This is a genomic window from Sorangium sp. So ce375, assembly GCF_051473855.1.
In the GTDB taxonomy this organism is placed as follows: Bacteria; Myxococcota_A; Polyangia; order Polyangiales; family Polyangiaceae; genus Sorangium.
This window is the reverse complement of record NZ_CP150335.1, coordinates 5569736-5585922: the sequence shown is the minus strand read 5'-3', so window position 1 is coordinate 5585922 and position 16187 is coordinate 5569736. Positions and strand designations below refer to the sequence as shown.

Annotated in this window: 12 protein-coding genes; 6 read left to right on the top strand and 6 right to left on the bottom strand. The window is 70.4% G+C overall.

The window, feature by feature from the left end; translation table 11 throughout:
• Positions 1 to 55 precede the first annotated feature (55 nt).
• Positions 56 to 904 carry a helix-turn-helix domain-containing protein gene (locus tag WME90_RS20725; protein ID WP_437282888.1) on the bottom strand — a complete coding sequence of 283 codons (849 nt, stop codon included), beginning with the start codon at positions 902 to 904 and terminating at the stop codon, positions 56 to 58.
• A 234-nt stretch (positions 905 to 1138) separates the two neighbouring features.
• On the opposite strand from WME90_RS20725, the gene WME90_RS20720 reads away from it, so the two are divergent.
• Positions 1139 to 1537, top strand: a complete 399-nt coding sequence (locus tag WME90_RS20720) for a hypothetical protein (RefSeq protein ID WP_437282887.1) — start codon at positions 1139 to 1141, stop codon at positions 1535 to 1537.
• Positions 1538 to 1613: 76 nt separating this feature from the next.
• Here WME90_RS20720 and gstA read toward each other — a convergent pair whose 3' ends face one another.
• The 3 genes from gstA to WME90_RS20705 form a co-directional block, all read right to left on the bottom strand.
• Positions 1614 to 2219, bottom strand: coding sequence for a glutathione transferase GstA (gstA, locus tag WME90_RS20715; RefSeq protein WP_437282886.1), 606 nt, complete (start codon positions 2217 to 2219; stop codon positions 1614 to 1616).
• Positions 2220 to 2263: 44 nt separating this feature from the next.
• Positions 2264 to 2977 (bottom strand): Uma2 family endonuclease, encoded by a 714-nt coding sequence (locus tag WME90_RS20710; protein ID WP_437282885.1) that lies wholly within the window; start codon positions 2975 to 2977, stop codon positions 2264 to 2266.
• A gap of 389 nt (positions 2978 to 3366) precedes the next feature.
• The gene (locus tag WME90_RS20705) at positions 3367 to 4245 is read right to left on the bottom strand and encodes a formylglycine-generating enzyme family protein (RefSeq protein WP_437283631.1); all 879 of its coding nucleotides are present in this window, start codon (positions 4243 to 4245) and stop codon (positions 3367 to 3369) included.
• Here WME90_RS20705 and WME90_RS20700 point away from each other — a divergent pair.
• The 5 genes from WME90_RS20700 to WME90_RS20680 all read left to right on the top strand — a co-directional run bounded on the left by WME90_RS20700 (position 4238) and on the right by WME90_RS20680 (position 8259).
• A complete protein-coding gene (locus WME90_RS20700) occupies positions 4238 to 4393 on the top strand; it encodes a hypothetical protein (protein WP_437283776.1) in 156 nt (51 codons plus the stop codon). The two genes, WME90_RS20705 and WME90_RS20700, sit on opposite strands and share 8 nt — an antisense overlap.
• 6 nt (positions 4394 to 4399) lie before the next feature.
• On the top strand, positions 4400 to 4756 hold the full coding sequence (locus WME90_RS20695; protein WP_437283775.1) for a hypothetical protein: 357 nt from the start codon (positions 4400 to 4402) through the stop codon (positions 4754 to 4756).
• 376 nt (positions 4757 to 5132) lie between these two features.
• Positions 5133 to 5579: a GNAT family N-acetyltransferase gene (locus WME90_RS20690; RefSeq protein WP_437282884.1), complete on the top strand. Its 447-nt coding sequence runs from the start codon at positions 5133 to 5135 to the stop codon at positions 5577 to 5579.
• Positions 5580 to 6090: 511 nt separating this feature from the next.
• A complete protein-coding gene (locus tag WME90_RS20685) occupies positions 6091 to 7212 on the top strand; it encodes an acyl-CoA dehydrogenase family protein (protein WP_437282883.1) in 1122 nt (373 codons plus the stop codon).
• Positions 7213 to 7392: 180 nt separating this feature from the next.
• Positions 7393 to 8259 carry a hypothetical protein gene (locus tag WME90_RS20680; protein WP_437282882.1) on the top strand — a complete coding sequence of 289 codons (867 nt, stop codon included), beginning with the start codon at positions 7393 to 7395 and terminating at the stop codon, positions 8257 to 8259.
• A gap of 99 nt (positions 8260 to 8358) precedes the next feature.
• Here WME90_RS20680 and WME90_RS20675 read toward each other — a convergent pair whose 3' ends face one another.
• A complete protein-coding gene (locus WME90_RS20675; RefSeq protein ID WP_437282881.1) occupies positions 8359 to 14385 on the bottom strand; it encodes an AAA family ATPase in 6027 nt (2008 codons plus the stop codon).
• A gap of 64 nt (positions 14386 to 14449) precedes the next feature.
• Entirely contained in the window at positions 14450 to 15436 is a 987-nt protein-coding gene (locus WME90_RS20670) for a response regulator (protein WP_437282880.1), read from the bottom strand.
• Between the last annotated feature and the right edge of the window lie 751 nt (positions 15437 to 16187).

Below are 16187 nucleotides of genomic sequence, written 5' to 3'. Positions count from 1 at the left end.
GCTGCTCAGGGGAGCGCGGGCAACCCGGGCTCGTCGACGCGCGCGGCGCGCGCCCTCAAAGCTGGCTCGGATGCGATTCAGCTGCTGAGGGCCCTTGTCCAGGGCGCCGCGCCGTCGCGCGCAGCGCCTCCGCGGTCGCCTGGTCTGCGGGGAAGAACGACTCGACCGCGAGCTCGGACAGGGTGACGTCGATCGGGGTGCCGAAGACCATGGTCGTGCTCAGGAAGCTCAGGATACCGCCCTCCGTCCTGAGCCTGAGCGGCACCGCGATGGCGACCGGGTCGGGCTCGCGGACGGGCTCCGGGCGCCTGGATCCTTCCGGTGATGGATAGCGGCTGAGCTCTTCGAGCAGCGTCACGAGGGCGGGATCGGAGCTCACCTCGATCTGGCGGCGCAGGCGGGTGAGGAGGTGCGCGCGCCACTCGCGTGAGTTCTCGATGCGCGGCGCGAGGCCCCCTGGGTGCAGGCTCAGGCGCAGCACGTTGATGGGGGGCCGGAGGAGCGCGGCGTCGGCGCCGGCCAGGAACGGGCCGATGGCGGCGTTCGCGGCGACCAGCGTCCACTGCCGATCGATGGCGACGGCCGGAAAGGGCTCGTGGCAGGCGAGCACGAGATCGACCGCCTTGCGCGCCGCCGCGAGCGCGGGATCGTCGAGGCTGCGCTCCGGATAGACGGGCGCGTATCCCGCCGCCACGAGGAGCTGATTGCGGTCGCGCAAGGGCACGTCGAGGCGCTCCGCCAGTCGGACCACCATCTCGCGGCTCGGCTGTGCGCGGCCGGTCTCGAGGAAGCTCAGGTGGCGTGTCGAGATGTCGGCCTCACAGGCGAGATCGAGCTGGCTCATTCGACGGCGCTGGCGCCACTCGCGCAGGAGACCTCCGATCGGCGGGTGTGAGCTCATCATCGCGAGTCGACCCTAGCACGCCGGGAAATGACGCCCATTACCTGGGAGGTAATCGACCCCATGCCGGCGGCACCTCAAGGTGAGCCGCATCAGGGACGCCGCGGACACCCGGCGCGCCACGCGCGTCCGCTGCGCGGCAGATCTCGCCCGCAGCGGGGCGATGAGCCCTGACCGCGGGGCGACGAGCCCCGACCGCGGGGCGACGAGCCCCGACCCCAACGAAAGGAGCCCACCATGTCGTTCGTGATCTCGCCTCACTTCCTGCGCCGTGTCCTCCTCGCCGACGCGGCGCTCAGCGGCGCTGCCGGCCTGCTCATGCTCTCGGCCGCGGCGCCCCTCGCCGGCCTGACCGGCCTCCCCGAGGCGCTGCTCCGCTGGGCAGGCGCGAGCCTGCTCCCGTTCGCGGCGCTCGTCGCGTGGCTCGGCACGCGCGAGCGTCCGGCGCGGGGGGCGGTCGTCGCCGTCGTCGTCGCGAATGCGCTCTGGGTCGTCGACAGCGTGCTCCTCCTCGCGCTCGGCTGGTTCGAGCCGAACGCGCTCGGCTACGCCTTCGTCGCGGTGCAGGCGCTCGCCGTGGCGCTCTTCGCCGAGGCGCAGGTCATCGGGCTGCGCCGCGCGCAGGCGCCCGCCTGATCGCCCGGATCACGCTGGCGCAGAACGCGCGCGTGATCGCGGCGTCGACGCGCATCCCCGGCGGCTCACCGGCTGCCTACTTCCTCCGCTCGGCCTCGACGGCCGCCTGCACGGCAGGGCGGACGCCGACGCGCTCCTTGTAGCGGCCGAGGACGGGCCAGCCGCCGAGATCGACGCCCGCGAACCTCGTCCAGGTCAGCACGGTATAGAGGTACGCGTCCGCCACCGTGAACTGCTCACCGAAGAGGTACGTCGTGCCCTCGAGGCGGTGGGCCACGTAGGCGAAGCGCCGGCCCAGGATCGCCCTCGCCGCGTTCTTCTGCTCGTCCGTCGCCCTCGGCTTGAAGAGGGGCGAGAACTGCTTGTGCAGCTCGGTGCTGATGAAGCTCAGCCACTCCTGCAGCCGGTAGCGGCCCAGGGTGCCGGCCGGGGGCGCGAGCCCGGACTCGGGCCTCCGATCGGCGATGTACTGGACGATCACCGGCCCCTCGGTGAGCACCTCGCCGCCCTCGATCTCGAGCGCGGGGACGTAGCCCTTGGGGTTGATCAAGGTGAAGTCGGCGCCCGAACGGGTCTTCTTCGTGCCGAGGTGGACTTGCTCGAGCTCGAACTGGAGGCCTGCCTCGCGCAGCGCGATGTGCGGGGAGAGCGAGCAGGCGCCAGGGCTGAAATAGAGCTTCATCGTGTTCGTGACAGGAGCAGCGCGAGGCGTGCGGGGCGCGATCGCTACTTCAGCGTGTCGGGATCGACGCCGAGCTCCCGGAGCCTCGCCGCCAGCCGCGTTGCCCGCTGCTCAGCGGACGCGGCGCGCTGCTCGGCGGACTCGGCCCGCTCCGCGAGCTCCTTGCCAGCAGGCACGAGCTCTCCCTCGGGGGTGAAGAAGCGGAGCTGCCCCGCCTCGACGCCGAGAAAGAGCTCGAGCTGAGCGCTCCAGAGGCGTCCGGAAGCATCGGGGGAGAGCGGCTCGTACTGCCCGTCGACGAGGTGGAAGCCCGTGAGCTCGAGCGTCTCGGGATGGAACCAGAAGTAGTCGGGCGTCCGGAAGACGTCCTGGTAAATCTGCTTCTTGAGGCCGCGATCGGTGCTTTCGGTGCTGTCCGCGAGCACCTCCACGATCACGTTCGGGTACCGGCCGTCTTCTTCCCAGACGACCCAGCTCTTGCGCGCCCTCCGCTCGGTGCCGAGCACGACGAAGAAATCCGGGCCCCGGAAGTGCTCGGTCTTGAGCTGCCTGGGGCTGAAGTAGATGGTCAGGTTCCCCGCGGCGAAGAAGTCGGCCCGGTCCTTCCAGAAGAGCTCCAGGCTCTCGAGCAGCAGGATCATCTGGACGAGGTGCTGGTAGCTCTCCATCGGCGGCTCGTTGCTGTACAGATCGCCCGGCGGAGCGACGACGCTCGGGTCGACGATCTCCGCCGGCATCGCGAAGGCGAGGGACGTCATGCCGGAAGCCTGCCGGAGGATCCACTTCGCAGCAAGGTCCGCGTAGCCGCTCCGTAGCCGCTCGACAGCGTACGGATCGCGGGAGCGCTCATTTCGAAATCCGCCATCCGGCGGAACCCCTGTCAGTGTGCCTGGTGTTCGTCCTGCCCGGCCAGCGCAGCGTCCGTCGCAGCCACACGTCGGCGCGCTGGTTGACGTGCGCGCCGCGCGCTCAAGCTCAGCTCGCTCGCGTACGGCCGAGCGACGAGCGCCCTCGGCGCCGGCTCGGCGCCGGAGCGCTGCTCGTGGGCGAAAGCGCGCCCTCGCGCGCTCCTGTTCCTCGCCGCGCGCCTCCTGGAGATCGGCGGCGGTCGCCTCGTGCGTCCCTGGCTGCGCGACGAACGAGGTTGTCACGGCGTGCGCGCGCAGCGCACGCCGACGCCGTAGTCTCCGCGATAGTTCCCGGGATCGTACGAGACCGCCGAGCGATTCGACGACAGGAGGTACGGCATCAACCCCGTGTGGAAGCCGCCGCCAGGCAGCACCCGATTCGTGCCGCCGGTGAGGTTTGCGCAATCCTCGCAGGGGCTCGCGTAGTTCGCATAGACGTCGAGGTTCCACTCCCACACGCTGCCCGAGAGATCCCACTGTCCAAAACGCCCGACGCCGAGCGGGGTGCTCCCGACGTCCGGCACGTTGACGACGCCCGTGCAATTGCCTCGCCGACCCGTCGGATAGTAGCAATCGTAGATCGCAACCTGGTTGCCAGAACCGGGATCCTTCGAGCCCCAGGGATACATGCGCTGCTCGTCTCCGCCGGCGGATGCGTATTTCCATTCGGCCTCGGTCGGCAGAAAGCCGCCGTCCCAGATGCAGAAGGCGTGCGCTTCGTACCAGTTCATGAACGTCAGCGGCAGCATCTCGTTGTCGCCGGCCTTGTTCGTCCAGGTGCCGTATACGGTCGGGGTCAGGTTCTTGGTCCACGTGGCTGCTGCGCCCGGGCCCGTCGGAATGTACCTGTCCCAGCTCGAGTTCCAACCAGGCTCGAAGCTTCCTCGCTTCCCGCTGTCGGCCACACCCTGGCCGTCGTTCAAATGCGTGTGCTTGCCGCTGCCAGCCGCGGGCGGGGAGCCGCCGGCGACCAGGTAATCGACGTACTGCCGGAAGCGGCCCACGGTCAGCTCGTACTTGTCCAGGCGAAACGAGCTCACCGTCGCGGGATCTCTCGTGTTTGTCGCTCCGCTGCCGTTGTTGCTGTACGTTCGATAGAACGTGCCTCCCGTGACCAGCAGGCTCGTGCAGCAGCTCTCGTTGCCGTCCGGCCCGCACGTCGAGAGCCCCGGTCCGCCGGGCGCGCAGCTCGGCGGCTCATCGCTCGTGCTGCCGCCGGACCCGCCGCTCCCACCGCTTCCGGCCGAGGTCGCGTCGCCGCTCTGACCGCCCGTGGGGTTCGCGCCGCCGGATGCAGCCGCGCTGTTTCCGCTGCTGCTCGCGGCATTGCCGCTGCTCGTGGCATTGCCGCTGCTCGTGGCAGCGCTGCTGCTCGTGGCAGCGCTGCTGCTCGTGGCACCGCCGCTGCCGAGCGCGTCACCCGAGCTCGAACCATCGGTGCTGTCGCTGCCGCACGCTGCAGCTCCGAGCGCGAGCGCGAGCGCGGCGCACCACTGCCGCCTGCCCTCACGGGACGCGTCGGCTTCCGCGCACGAAGCCAGCGCGAGCGCTGTGCTGCGAGCCGCCGCGTCGAATCGGAGCTGGGTTGTCTGCCGCCTGCGGATCATGTGTGGAAAGTACCCCACTTGATCTACTGTGTCTCCACCGAAATCGCAGACAGCGACGCTCAGTGATTACCGTTGTAATTTTGCTGTCCGATGCGTCGGCCTTTAACGGTCTGCACGTCGGGCCCAGGCGGTGGCGCTGCCGGCGAAGGTTGGCAGTGTGGCGGCAACTTGGTTGTTGCGTCGCCTTTGTGCGCAATTCATGTGATGCTGTAGCATTCGCGTGTCGCCGGCGCTCTCTCTGGCCCAGCACCATGGCGAGCTCCGGCCGACGTCGAGTGCGGGGCGCGAGTCGGGTAGGGCTCACGCGAGCGGCGAGAGGTGAGGGGCACCGGCGAGGCGCAAGGCCCCCCGGCCGCGCTACACCTCTGGCAAGGCCCATCTCCACCGAATGCGCTAACATGATGGGCATGCGCGTCATTGATGTCACGGTCGAGAGTGGCGATGCCGACGAGATTAACACCTTCCTTGAAGAGCGAATCGAAGCATTCAATGTCTCTGCGACGGGCATCGCGGATGGCATGCCGCTGCACGCTCGCGTCGTAGATGCCAACGGGCTCGTCATCGCGGCCATGAGCGGGCATACGTGGGGCGGATGTTGCGACATCGTCCTGTTGTGGGTGCATGAGGCTCACCGCGGTCGGGGTCTCGGTACAGCGCTTGTGCATGCAGCAGAGGCGGAGGCGGCTCGCCGAGGCTGCTCGCAGGTGACTCTGGCGACCCACACATTCCAGGCGCCAGCTTTTTATGAGAAAATGGGCTACACGCAGGTCGGGGCCATACTCGACTATCCGAGGGGATACGCCAAGATCCACTATGTGAAACGCCTAGAGCCCCAAGCGGGTTGAGAATCGTCTAAATTCAATGAGTTGCAAAGCCCAACGATCCGCCGGGGAGCAAGCTCCAAGGATAAGGGAGTACGGGAAAGAGAATAACCGCAAGGGCGCAAGGGGCGCAAGGGATGAGGGATGAGAGATGAGAGATGAGAGATGAGAGATGAGAGATGAGAGATGAGATAGTTTCCTGTCTTCCCCTTGCGCCCCTCGCGCCCTTGCGGTTGTTCTTCTCTTCTGTTGATTTCCCCGAAACTCTAATGTGAATGGTGTGCCAGGCGGGCCGCGAGAGGTCTAGCCGCGGCCACGTACGGCGGTCGGGTACAAGGCTGCCGTCCGGCGCGAGCAGGTGGAGACGGGGCATTCGGGGGGGCACTCGGGGCCGTTTGCCAGTCCCCATAGCGACGACGGACAGCTCGCCACGCGCGCCCCCGCGGCCGGCCGGATCCCCTCCGCCGCCTGCCGCCGCCCGAGGCTGGGTCGGGTCGCTGGGTCGCGCCGCTGCCGCGGCATACACTCCCTTCGCATGTCCTCCGGATCGCCCACGCCGCTCACCGCAACCGGCTTCAGCGCGCTGATCGAGCGCGCCCGCCTGCTCGCGACGCTCGTGCTCGCCCCTTCGGCGAACGCCACCGATCAGGCCGCGTCGGTCCCCCGAGAGCACATCCGCGCGCTCGCGGACGCCGGTCTCCTCGGGATCGCGACGCCCGCGTGCTACGGCGGTCACGGCGCCCCGCCGCGGGTCGCGCGCGAGGTCCTGGAGATCCTCGCCGGCGCCTGCGGGGTGACGGCGTTCGTCCAGATGCAGCACGCCGCCGCGTGCCCGCTCATCGCGCGCGGCGACAACGAGGCGCTCAAGGAGCGCGTCCTGCCTCGCTTCGCCTCCGGCGAGCGCTTCTGCACCGTGGGCTTCTCGCACGTCCGCCGCCCGGGCCCGCCGATGGTCAGGATCGAGCCCGATGGTGACGGGTTCCGCCTCGACGGCACCGTGCCCTGGTTGACCGGCCATGGGATCGCCGACGATGCGGTCCTCGCCGGCGCGCTCCCCGATGGCCGCCTGATGTACGTCCTGACGTCGCTGGAGGCGAGCGATTCCATCGAAGCTTCGCCGCCGCTGCGCCTCAGCGCGATGAACGCCTCGGCCACGGTGTCGCTGACGCTGCGCGATCTGCGCGTCGGCCCCGAGCAGGTGATCGCGACCCTGACGCGCGAGCAGCAGGCCGCCCGCGACGTGGCGGGCCTGCTCACGCCGTCGGCGCTCTCCCTGGGCGCGGCCGGCGCCGCCGCGGCCCTGCTCGCGGAGCTGGCCCAGCGCCGCGGCAGCGCGCGCCTGGCGGGCGCCGCGCGGGCGTTCGAGGACGAGAGAGAGGCCGCCCGCGCCGAGGTCGATGCATGGGCGGACCAGCCGGAGGTGGAGGCTCATGGAGAGCACGCGGTCCGCGTTCGCGCCTGGTGCATCGATCTGGGCGTCAGGGCCGCGCACGCGGCGGTCGCCGCGACCGGCGGCAGCGCCAACCTCCTCGACCACGCAGCGCAGCGCCTCTTCCGCGAGGCGATGCTCTATTCGCTCACGGCCCAGACGCGCGACCTGCAGACAGCGACGGTGGAGCGGCTGCTCGAACGGGCGACCCGCCCCGGATCGGGGTAACGACCGCGTTGACAGCGGGAGGAGGGTCGGCGAGGCGGGGGACGCGGTGGTGCCGAGGGCCTCCTCAAAAAAGTTGCGACCTCTCCCGAGGCGCTCCATGGCTGGACCTCGATGGCGGGTCAGAGCAGCAGCGCGCGCCCGCCGCCCTCGCCGGGCGTCCTCGGCGCTTCTGGAGGCCGCATGAAGCACCCGACGCCCCCCGTTCCCTGGTCCCCGCCCACCTGGCTGACGCCCGACAGGATCGTGCTCGCCGCGGTCGTCGCGTTCGCGGCGGCGGCGGCGCTGCCCGCGGTCTGGGGGATCCCGACAGCGCGCCACGGGATCGAGATCCGGCCGGGCGCCGTCGCGGTGGTGGCCCTCTCGACGGCGTTGCTCAGCTCGATCCTGGTCCGCTTCGCCGTGCGCGCGACGACCCCTCGAGCCGCGGCGCTGCGGTGCGTCGGGGGCGGCGCGCTCGCTGGCGCGCTCAACGCCGGCCTGTCGTTCGCGGGCATGGGCGTCCTCACGCACGGAGATGGGAGCCGCGCCTTCGGGGAGTTCGTTCTGGGCTCCCTGTTCGGCAGCATCTTCGGGGGGCCGCTCGGCTTCGTCTTCGGGGCCTCGTACGCCGTCGTCGTCGTGAGCGCCGTGCGCGCGCGGCTGGATCCTTCGCACGACGGCCCGGACCGGGTGCTCACGACCGTTGGTGTGTGGCTCTTCCTCGGGGGAGCGTGCGCGGAGCTCGCCCGGCAGGGGGCACCCGTGGCGGTGTCGCCGTCGCGCCTCGCCGTCCTCGGGCTCGGGCTGGCCGTGCTCGGCGCGGCGCGGCGGTACGCCCGACGGGCATGGCTGGCGCGCGTTGTCGCGGGCGCCGAGCCCGCGTGGCAGCTCGACGTGCTCCGCGGCGAAGAGCAGGGGGCGGGGCTCCTGCCGCTCGTCCGGCCCGGCGGGCGGCTCCAGGACGGCGTGCTGCTGTACAAGGCGCCTGGGCACGATCGGTACCGCAGCGTCGCGCCGAGCACGCCGGCCGCGCTCACCACCCTTCCCGAGGCTCGCTCGGCAGGCTGAGGGCGACCCGACCCAGGTTGGCGACCGGACCCAGGTCAGGGCGACCCGGCGGCTCTCTCCCGCCATCCTTGGCTTCGTCCCCCCGATCTGAGCGACTCGCTACGTCGATTCCTGCGGATCCGCGCGGCCGTCGGCGCCGCCCGCGCCGCCTGGACCGTACGCGCCGACAAAGTCCCGCAGCTTCCGGGTCTGGTAGCTGCGTGCCAGCGTCGTGAGCTGCTCGATCCAGGGTCTGAGCCGCGGATCGTGCTGCGCTATCCGCTCCGCCTCCTCCAGGATCTTGTGGACGAGCCCCTTCTTCGCGAGCGCCGACAGGATCGCCAGCTCATCGGCCGGAGGCGGCGCGAGGTGTCCGCCGCCTTCGGGCTCCTTCGCCGGCGCATCCCGAGCGGGGGCCTCATCGCGGCGGAGCCACTCGATGCCCAGCAACCGCGATATCTTGTCCAGGAGCGCGCTCGCCACGATCGGTTTGGGCAAGAAGTCATCGCAGCCGGCGCTGGCGCACTGCTGCCGCTCGGCCTCGGACACGCTCGCCGACGAGGCCAGGATGGCGACCTGCCGGAGCTCGGGCGTGAGCCTGAGTCGACGCGCGGTCTCGTAGCCGTCCATGTCCTTCATGTACACGTCCAGCAGGATGAGGGCCGGCGCGCGCAGCGCCGCCGTGCGCAGCGCCGCCTCGCCGCCGTCCGCCTCGCACAGATCGAAGCCGAGCGGGCCGAGGAGCTCGCGTACCACCGCGCGATTGTCGGAATTGTCGTCCACGATGAGTATCGTGCGGCGCTCCCCCTGATAGCCGACGATCGTGTCCCACCCCCTGGCTTCGCCTGGGCTCGTCGCGAGCTGCGCCTCGGCGAGCGGAAGCGTCACGGTAAAGACGCTGCCCTCGCCGACCTCGCTTTGCACCTCGATCGCGCCACACATCTGTTGCACGAGCTTCTCCGTGATGGCGAGGCCGAGCCCTGTGCCCTCGCTCTTCGCGCTCTGCTCCCCCACCTGCTCGAAGGGCTCGAAGATGCGCGACAGGTGCTCCGGGGCGATCCCGGGACCCGTGTCCTCGACCCGGAACCGCACCATCCGCCCTGCAGGGACGGTCTCCTCCAGCACCTCGACACGGAGGGACACACCTCCCCGCTCGGTGAACTTGATGGCATTGCCGAGGAGGTTCAAGAGCACCTGCATCAGCCGCTTCTCGTCGGCACGGACGGCCTGAAGCGCAGGACCGCGGAGCTCGTGAGAGAACGTGATCCCCTTCGCTTCGGCGCGCACCCGGCACAGGTCGACCACCGTCCGCACCAGCGCGGGCAACCGGAACTCCGTCAGGACGGAGTCCATCTTGCCCGCCTCGATCTTGGCGAGGTGCAGCAGGTCATTGATGAGCGAGAGCAGGTGCTCGCTCGACTTCTGGATGACCCGCAGGCCCTCCCGCCACGCCGGCGGGACATCGGGCGTTCGCTCCAGGATCTGGGCATAACCCATGATCCCGTTGAGCGGCGTTCGCAGCTCGTGGCTCATGCTGGAGAGAAAGTCGCTCTTGGCCTGGCTGGCGCGCTCCGCGGCCTCCTTCGCGATGCGGAGCTCGACGGTGCGCTCCTTGATCTTGGCCTCCAGGTCCCGGTACAGGAGGGCGTTCTCCACGGCGATGGCGGCCTGCCCGGCGAGCACCGACAGGAGCTCTACCCGCCGCTCGGGGAACGCCGCAGGCACCTCGCGATGCTCGAGGTAGAGCACGCCCAGGAGGCGCCCTCGATGCGACAGGGGAAGCGAAAGGAGCGAGAGCACGGCGCGCGAGGCCAGGTGTGGATCGGACGCGAAGCGCGCGTCAGACCTGGCGTCGTCCACAACGACCGGCTCGTTCGTGCGCGCCACGTAGTGCGCCACCGTCCTCGCCACATCGCTGCTCTGAGAGAGCGGCTCGGACAGGCCCGTCTCGATGTGGCCCCCCTCCACCGAGAGCCGCGCCACGACCGAGAGCTCTTCGCCTTCGCCCAGCAGCAGCACGCCGCGCTGCGCCCCGGCGCTCTCCAGCACGAGCTCCATCAGACGCCCGACGACCCGCTCCGGGTCGAGCTCGCTCGACAGCGCCCGCGCCGCGCGCACCGCGGTGTTCACGTCGAGCTGCGCGCCGCCCGTGACTCCCGTGGTGGTCAGCGTGGCGACGCCCGTCGTGCGGCGGCGCTCCGCCGTCGCGGGCCGGACAGGCGCGCGGAGCAGGGCGGGCCACCTCGCCTCCAGGTGGGCCACCACGGCGTGCGCTTCCCAGCGAACATAGGCGTCCCTGGCCTCGCGCAGGTACAGCGCGGCGATACGGCTCCTGCCCGCCTCGAGGTGAAACTCGGCGCAGAGCTGAGCAGCCAGGGCTTCGATGTGAAAGAACCGCTGCTCGCGCGAGAGCTCGATGGCCTCGTCGTACCTGGCCATGGCTTCGTCGGTCTTGCCCTGCACGCGGGCGTGCTCGGCCTCGAGGAGGCGCAGCTTGTGCAGGAAATTGTCCGCGCTCCCCTCGGCGAAGTACCTCAGCCGCGCGAGGCCTTGCTCGATGTCCTCGCTGAGCCCGGCCCGCTCCGCCGCGTCCGCGGCCTCCGGCCAGCACCTCGCGGCCGCGAGCGCGAGCCAGAGCGGTATGTCCGTGACCGGGGGAAAGCCGAAGATGGACAGGCGGAACTGCTCGGCCTCCCGTGCCCGCGAGAGGGCCTTCGGGTACGCGCCGGTGACGATGAACAGGTGCGTCTCGAGGATGCGAGCCAGCTCGGCTGCCATCCCGTCTCCGTCGGCCAGGAGGGAGCGCGATCCTCGTGCGAGCGGCTCGCCCGACAGGAGCCTCCCCGCGCCGTCGGCGGTCGTCAACAGGTCGCACCACGATGCGATCGCCTCGAAATAGTGTGTCCCGAGCGCGGTCCCCGCGCGCTGCATCAACCCCCAGCGCGCCGCCCGGTGCGCCTCGAGCTGCCCGAGCGGCTGGCCGCGCCACACTCGGTAATAGAACAGGTCGCCCTCCAACCCCCAGCTCATCCCCTGGAACGAGCCGACCTTCAGGCCGGTCGCGCAGGTTCGCTCGAAGATGGGCGCCATTTCGTCCGCGGGGCGGGAGTAGGCCGTGTACTGCCCATGGAAGGACAGACACTCTGCCAGAAAGGGCGACGCGACACGCTCGGCTGCGCGCACGCCAGGGCTGACCCAGCACGCGGCGCGACGATACATGCCTGTGGTGAGCGACCAGACGTTCGCGAAGCAAACGATGATGAAGGGTGAGACCGGCGTGAGCACGCGCCGCTCTCGCACCCTCAGCACGGCGCGAGCGATCACGAGCCCGGACAGCATCGGCTGACCGCCGATCGCCGCACACACCATGAGGTGCATCGTCAGCGCATCGATGAGCACCTGCTCCGGGGAGGGATCGAGCGGCATCCGTTCGAACGCGTCCGGGTCGAGCTCGAACCATCGATCCAGCTCGGCGGACTCCTCGAGGAGCGCGGCGCCGCGCGCATCGTCCGCGTCCGGGAATGCGATGTCCTGCTCCGTGAGCGCGGCGAGCCCGAGCTCGACCCCTCGCGCGAACTGGCCCGCCGCCTGCGCGCAGCGGACGCGGATCTCGTGCGCCGAGAGCCTTGTGAGCGCCGGCAGCGGCATGGCGAGCAGCCGCGCGCACCGCGCCTCGACGTCGTCGAACTCTCGCAGCAGAAAGGCCGCCTCGATCCGCTCGAGCGCGAGCTCCGCGCACAGCGGCGCGTCCTTGCGCCAGGCGTCCTCGCCCAGCAAGTCCTGCGCGGTCTCGACGAGGCTCACGAGGAGCCGGTACGAGCTCGCCGCCTTCGCGGCGCGCGCGGCCTCGAGGTTCAGCCGCGCCAGCGCCTCGCGCTCGCCTGCGGAGTCCATCCGCGCCGAGCCCAGGTTGAGGTGCCGCACCAGCTCGAGGAGCTCTTGCGGTGCGCCCCCCTGCGTCCGATGCCGCGCCCACAGCCGCCGGCCGATCTCCAGGTGCGCCAGGACGCGCTGCGCCGGCGGGGCCCGCTCGTAGCACGCCTGCTGCACGCGGTCGTGCAAGAAGCGGTATTCAGCGTCGGGCGCTCCTTCTCCGGCTCCGGCTCCGGCTCCGGCTCCGGCTCCGACCTCTCCCAGCGCCTGCGCGGTCCGGTAGGCTCCATCGGCCGGCACCACCAGCTCCTCCTGCAGGGCGGGCCAGAGCGCGCCGGTCACCCGGGCGCGCTCCCATCCGCTGAGCCGCTCCAGGTCGTGGAGGTGGAAAGCGTGCCCCGCGCACGCCGCGAGCCCCAGGAGCTGCTGTGTCGCTTCAGGCATCTCGAGCAGCTTGTCCGTCAAGAGGGCGACGACGTTGTCGGTCACCTGCGCCTGCTCGAGCTCCTTCTGGCCCCAGCGCCACGCGCCGCTCTCCGGGTCCCGCGCCACCTTGCCCTGCCGGTGCAGGGACAGCAGCAGCTGCTCCATGAAGAACGGGTTTCCTCGCGTCTTTTGCCACAGGATACGCGAGAGCGGCTCCACCCGCGCCGCCTCGCTGTCCAGCGCCCGCGCTGCCCACGCCTGCACGTGCTCCGCCGACAGGGGGTGCACCGACATCCTCGACACCCTCGCCCCGCTCTCCTCGACCGACGCCACGAGCCTCCACAGCGGGTGCTCAAGGGGCGCCTCGTTGTCGCGGTACGCCGCGAGCAAGAGGAGCTGTCTTCGCTCCGCGTCGGTCAGCAGCGTCCTCAGGATCTCCAGCGTGGCGCTGTCGGCCCACTGCATGTCGTCGAGGAACATCACGAGCGGCGCGTTCGGCGTCGTGACCGCCCGCACGAAGCTCAGCCAGGTCAGCTTCTGGCGCGCGAGCACCTGCTCGCCGTGCACCGGCGGCACCGGCGCGAGCTTGCCCATCACCAGGTCGAGCTCCGGCACCACGTCGGCGATGAGCCGGGCGTTGTCCCCCACGTCGGCCCTGATTCGCTCCTGCCACGCCGTGAGCGTCGGCTTCGGGCTCGCCAGCCACTGCTGCATCAGCGCCCCGAACGCTCGTGCCATGGCCGCGTAGGGCGTCGACCGCGCGAGCTGGTCGTGCTTGCCCGAGATCAGGAGCCCGCGCCCCGCACGCGCGATGTCCCGGTAGACGGTGCGCACGAGCGCCGTCTTGCCGATGCCGGACGGGCCGCCGATGAGCACGAGCTCCGCCGCGCCCTCGGCGGCGCGGGCGAAGGCTGCGCCCAGGAGATCGCGCTCGTGCTCCCGCCCGACGAGGACGTCCGGCAGCCGCAGCTTCTGCGAGAAATCCTTGTCCCCGAGCGTGAAGCGCTCCACCGCGCCCCGCTCGCGCCACGTGCGCAGCGCTCGCTCCAGGTCTTCCGCTGCCCCCTTGGCCGTCTGATACCGCCGGTCGGGGTTCTTCGCGAGGAGCCTGGACACGATCGCCGCGAGGCCCGGAGGCACGTCGGGGACGACCTCGTCGAGGGACGGCGGCTCCTTGGCCAGGTGCGCGTGCACCAGCGAGAGCGGGTCGCGCTCGGTGAACGGTAGCCGCCCTGAGAGCGCCTCGAAGAGCGTCACTCCGAGCGAGTACAGGTCGGTGCGGGGATCGAGCGCTCGCGCCGTGCGGCCCGTCTGTTCGGGCGACATGTACGCCAGTGTCCCCTCGAGCCCTTCGGGGAAGCTCGCCGCCGTCGCCTCCAGCGGCAGCGACGAGGCGATGCCGAAGTCGAGCAGCTTGATCTGCGTGTACGCCGCGTCGACGAGCACGTTCTGTGGTTTGATATCCTTGTGCGTGATCCCGGCCGCGTGCACGGCCTCGAGGGCTCGAGCAAGGAGCGCTCCCAGCCTCAGCCCCGCTTCCACCTGCAGGCGCCCGCGCTCGGCGAGCTGTAGATCCAGCGACCGGAAGCAGGGGTCCTCGATCACCAGCGCGGCCGTGCCGCCCCACAGCAGGAGCTCCCGCGCCCGCGCTACCCCCGACACACCTCCAAGCTGTGTCAGGATGTGGTGCTCATGCAGGATGCGCCCCGTCACGCGCGAGCTCGGCGCGGCCGCCACAGGGAGCTTGAGCACCACCTTGTCGCCGGAGGGACGATGGACCGCGCGGCACACGCGGGTCTCGGCCCCTTCGTGCAACACCTCCCCCACAACGTAGTCTCTCAGATCCATCCCGGTTCAGCTCCTCTTCGGGTCCGGCGGAGACGCCGGGCGAACAACGGAATTCTCCGGTACTTCAGAGCTCGAGCTTGTGCTGGCGGCGGCCGCGCGCCCGCAGCGCGTGCTCCACGCCCGACTGCAGGGTGGCCTTCGTCACGAGCTGATCGAGGTGCAGGTCGAGCGCCACGAACGTTTGCGCTACCTCTGCGCGGATCCCAGTGACGACCGTTCGCGTGCCGAGCAGCGAGAGCCCCATCGCCGCTTGCACGAGCATGCGTGCAACCGTCTCATCTACCGCTTTTACGCCGGTGATGTCAATGATGAGATAGTCCGCCCTGCGCTCGCTCGCTCCGCGCAGCGCTGTCTCGACCGCTTGTCCGGCACGCTCGACGTCCACCGTGCCGATGAGGGGCATCACGAGGACGCCCTCGATCATCGGAATGAGCGGAGCGGAGAGCTCGAGGAGCCGCTCCCGCTGGGCCGCGATGATCTGCTCTTGCAGCGCCGCCCTGGCCGCCTCGGCGCGCTCGCTCTGCATCAGCTGCTGCGAGAGCCGCGCGTTCGTGTCGCGCAGCATTTGCACGGCCTGCGCCAGCGCCTCTTCCGCCTTGGCGCGCTCCCGGATCTCCTCCGAGAGCCTCGTATTCCGCTCCTCGAGAGCCCGCGTTGCGCGCCGGAGCGAGATCTGGGTGTGCACCCGCGCCAGGAGCTCGGTCTTCTCGAACGGCTTTGTCACATAGTCGACTGCGCCCACGCGGAAGCCCTGGATCCTGAACTTCGCTTCAGCGAGCGCCGTCATGAAGATGACGGGGATGCTCTGCGTCGCCGGATCGGCCTTGATCCGCTGGCACGTCTCGAACCCGCTGAGGCCGGGCATCAGAGCGTCGAGCAAGACGAGGTCCGGCTGGGTCCGGCTGGCCAGCTCGATCGCCTCCTCGCCGTCGCGCGCGACAGCGACCTCCAGGCCATCAGAAATGAGCGCGCTCGACAGCACGGCCAGGTTGTCCGCGCTGTCGTCCACGATGAGGACGAGCCCGGAGAGCGGAGTTTCTTGCTCTGTCATCGATCTCTGCCGGTCTCAGTACGCTCGATCCAGCCTCGTGCGCCCGCTCGCCACGCCGCGGCGTATGGCGAACGAGCAGACACACACGTTGTGAGCTGGCGGCCCCAACACAGGAAATCTCCCTTCTCTCTTTTCGTACCACGGGCTGGCCAGCGTTGGCACGTCTTTGTCGGCGACAGAGCGGAAGGTCGTACGAGGTAGAAGAGAGGGTGGGCTGAGCCACACGGGTCGTCCCCATCATCGACCTACGCAGGAGGTGGGAGCTTCCCGTCTCGATACGAGGTCCCATGTCGGCTCTCCTCACTCGCTTTCCTTCGCGAAGGAGGCGCCCGCTCGCTCTTCGGCGCTCACGCTCCATCCCCATCTCCCGCGCAGCAGCTCCTCACGCTCGGGCGTCGTGTGCGCTCCCGGCGTCAAGCTCGACCCGGCGGGCCATGGGATACGGAGCAGACGATTCGGCAGCAGCCCATACCGGGAAGCAGGAACCGAGATCGCGCTCGACGCGCGTGGCAACATCCTCCTCGGCGGCGAAGGCCGCCGCGGCTCCATCGCGTCCGCCCGCGCCCCAGGGCGGCGGCGCACGGTGGCATGTCCATCCGGGGCCGTCCCCCGGCCGGCGCCGCGCGAGCAGCTGCCGGGGTTCCGCGGGCGCAGCGCGCCGCGCGGCGGGCGTCCGCCATGGTGCAGCCAATGGCCGGACCGCCCCGCGGCCCCCGCGCATCCCACGAAAGCCTGGACTGCTCCGAGCGCC

Excerpts from the sequence above, each read along its gene's own strand:
- WME90_RS20725 (WP_437282888.1), bottom strand. The coding sequence starts at position 904 with ATGATGAGCTCACACCCGCCGATCGGAGGTCTCCTGCGCGAGTGGCGC.
- WME90_RS20720 (WP_437282887.1), top strand. The coding sequence starts at position 1,139 with ATGTCGTTCGTGATCTCGCCTCACTTCCTGCGCCGTGTCCTCCTCGCC.
- gstA (WP_437282886.1), bottom strand. The coding sequence starts at position 2,219 with ATGAAGCTCTATTTCAGCCCTGGCGCCTGCTCGCTCTCCCCGCACATC.
- WME90_RS20710 (WP_437282885.1), bottom strand. The coding sequence starts at position 2,977 with ATGACGTCCCTCGCCTTCGCGATGCCGGCGGAGATCGTCGACCCGAGC.
- WME90_RS20690 (WP_437282884.1), top strand. The coding sequence starts at position 5,133 with ATGATGGGCATGCGCGTCATTGATGTCACGGTCGAGAGTGGCGATGCC.
- WME90_RS20685 (WP_437282883.1), top strand. The coding sequence starts at position 6,091 with ATGTCCTCCGGATCGCCCACGCCGCTCACCGCAACCGGCTTCAGCGCG.
- WME90_RS20680 (WP_437282882.1), top strand. The coding sequence starts at position 7,393 with ATGAAGCACCCGACGCCCCCCGTTCCCTGGTCCCCGCCCACCTGGCTG.
- WME90_RS20675 (WP_437282881.1), bottom strand. The coding sequence starts at position 14,385 with ATGGATCTGAGAGACTACGTTGTGGGGGAGGTGTTGCACGAAGGGGCC.
- WME90_RS20670 (WP_437282880.1), bottom strand. The coding sequence starts at position 15,436 with ATGACAGAGCAAGAAACTCCGCTCTCCGGGCTCGTCCTCATCGTGGAC.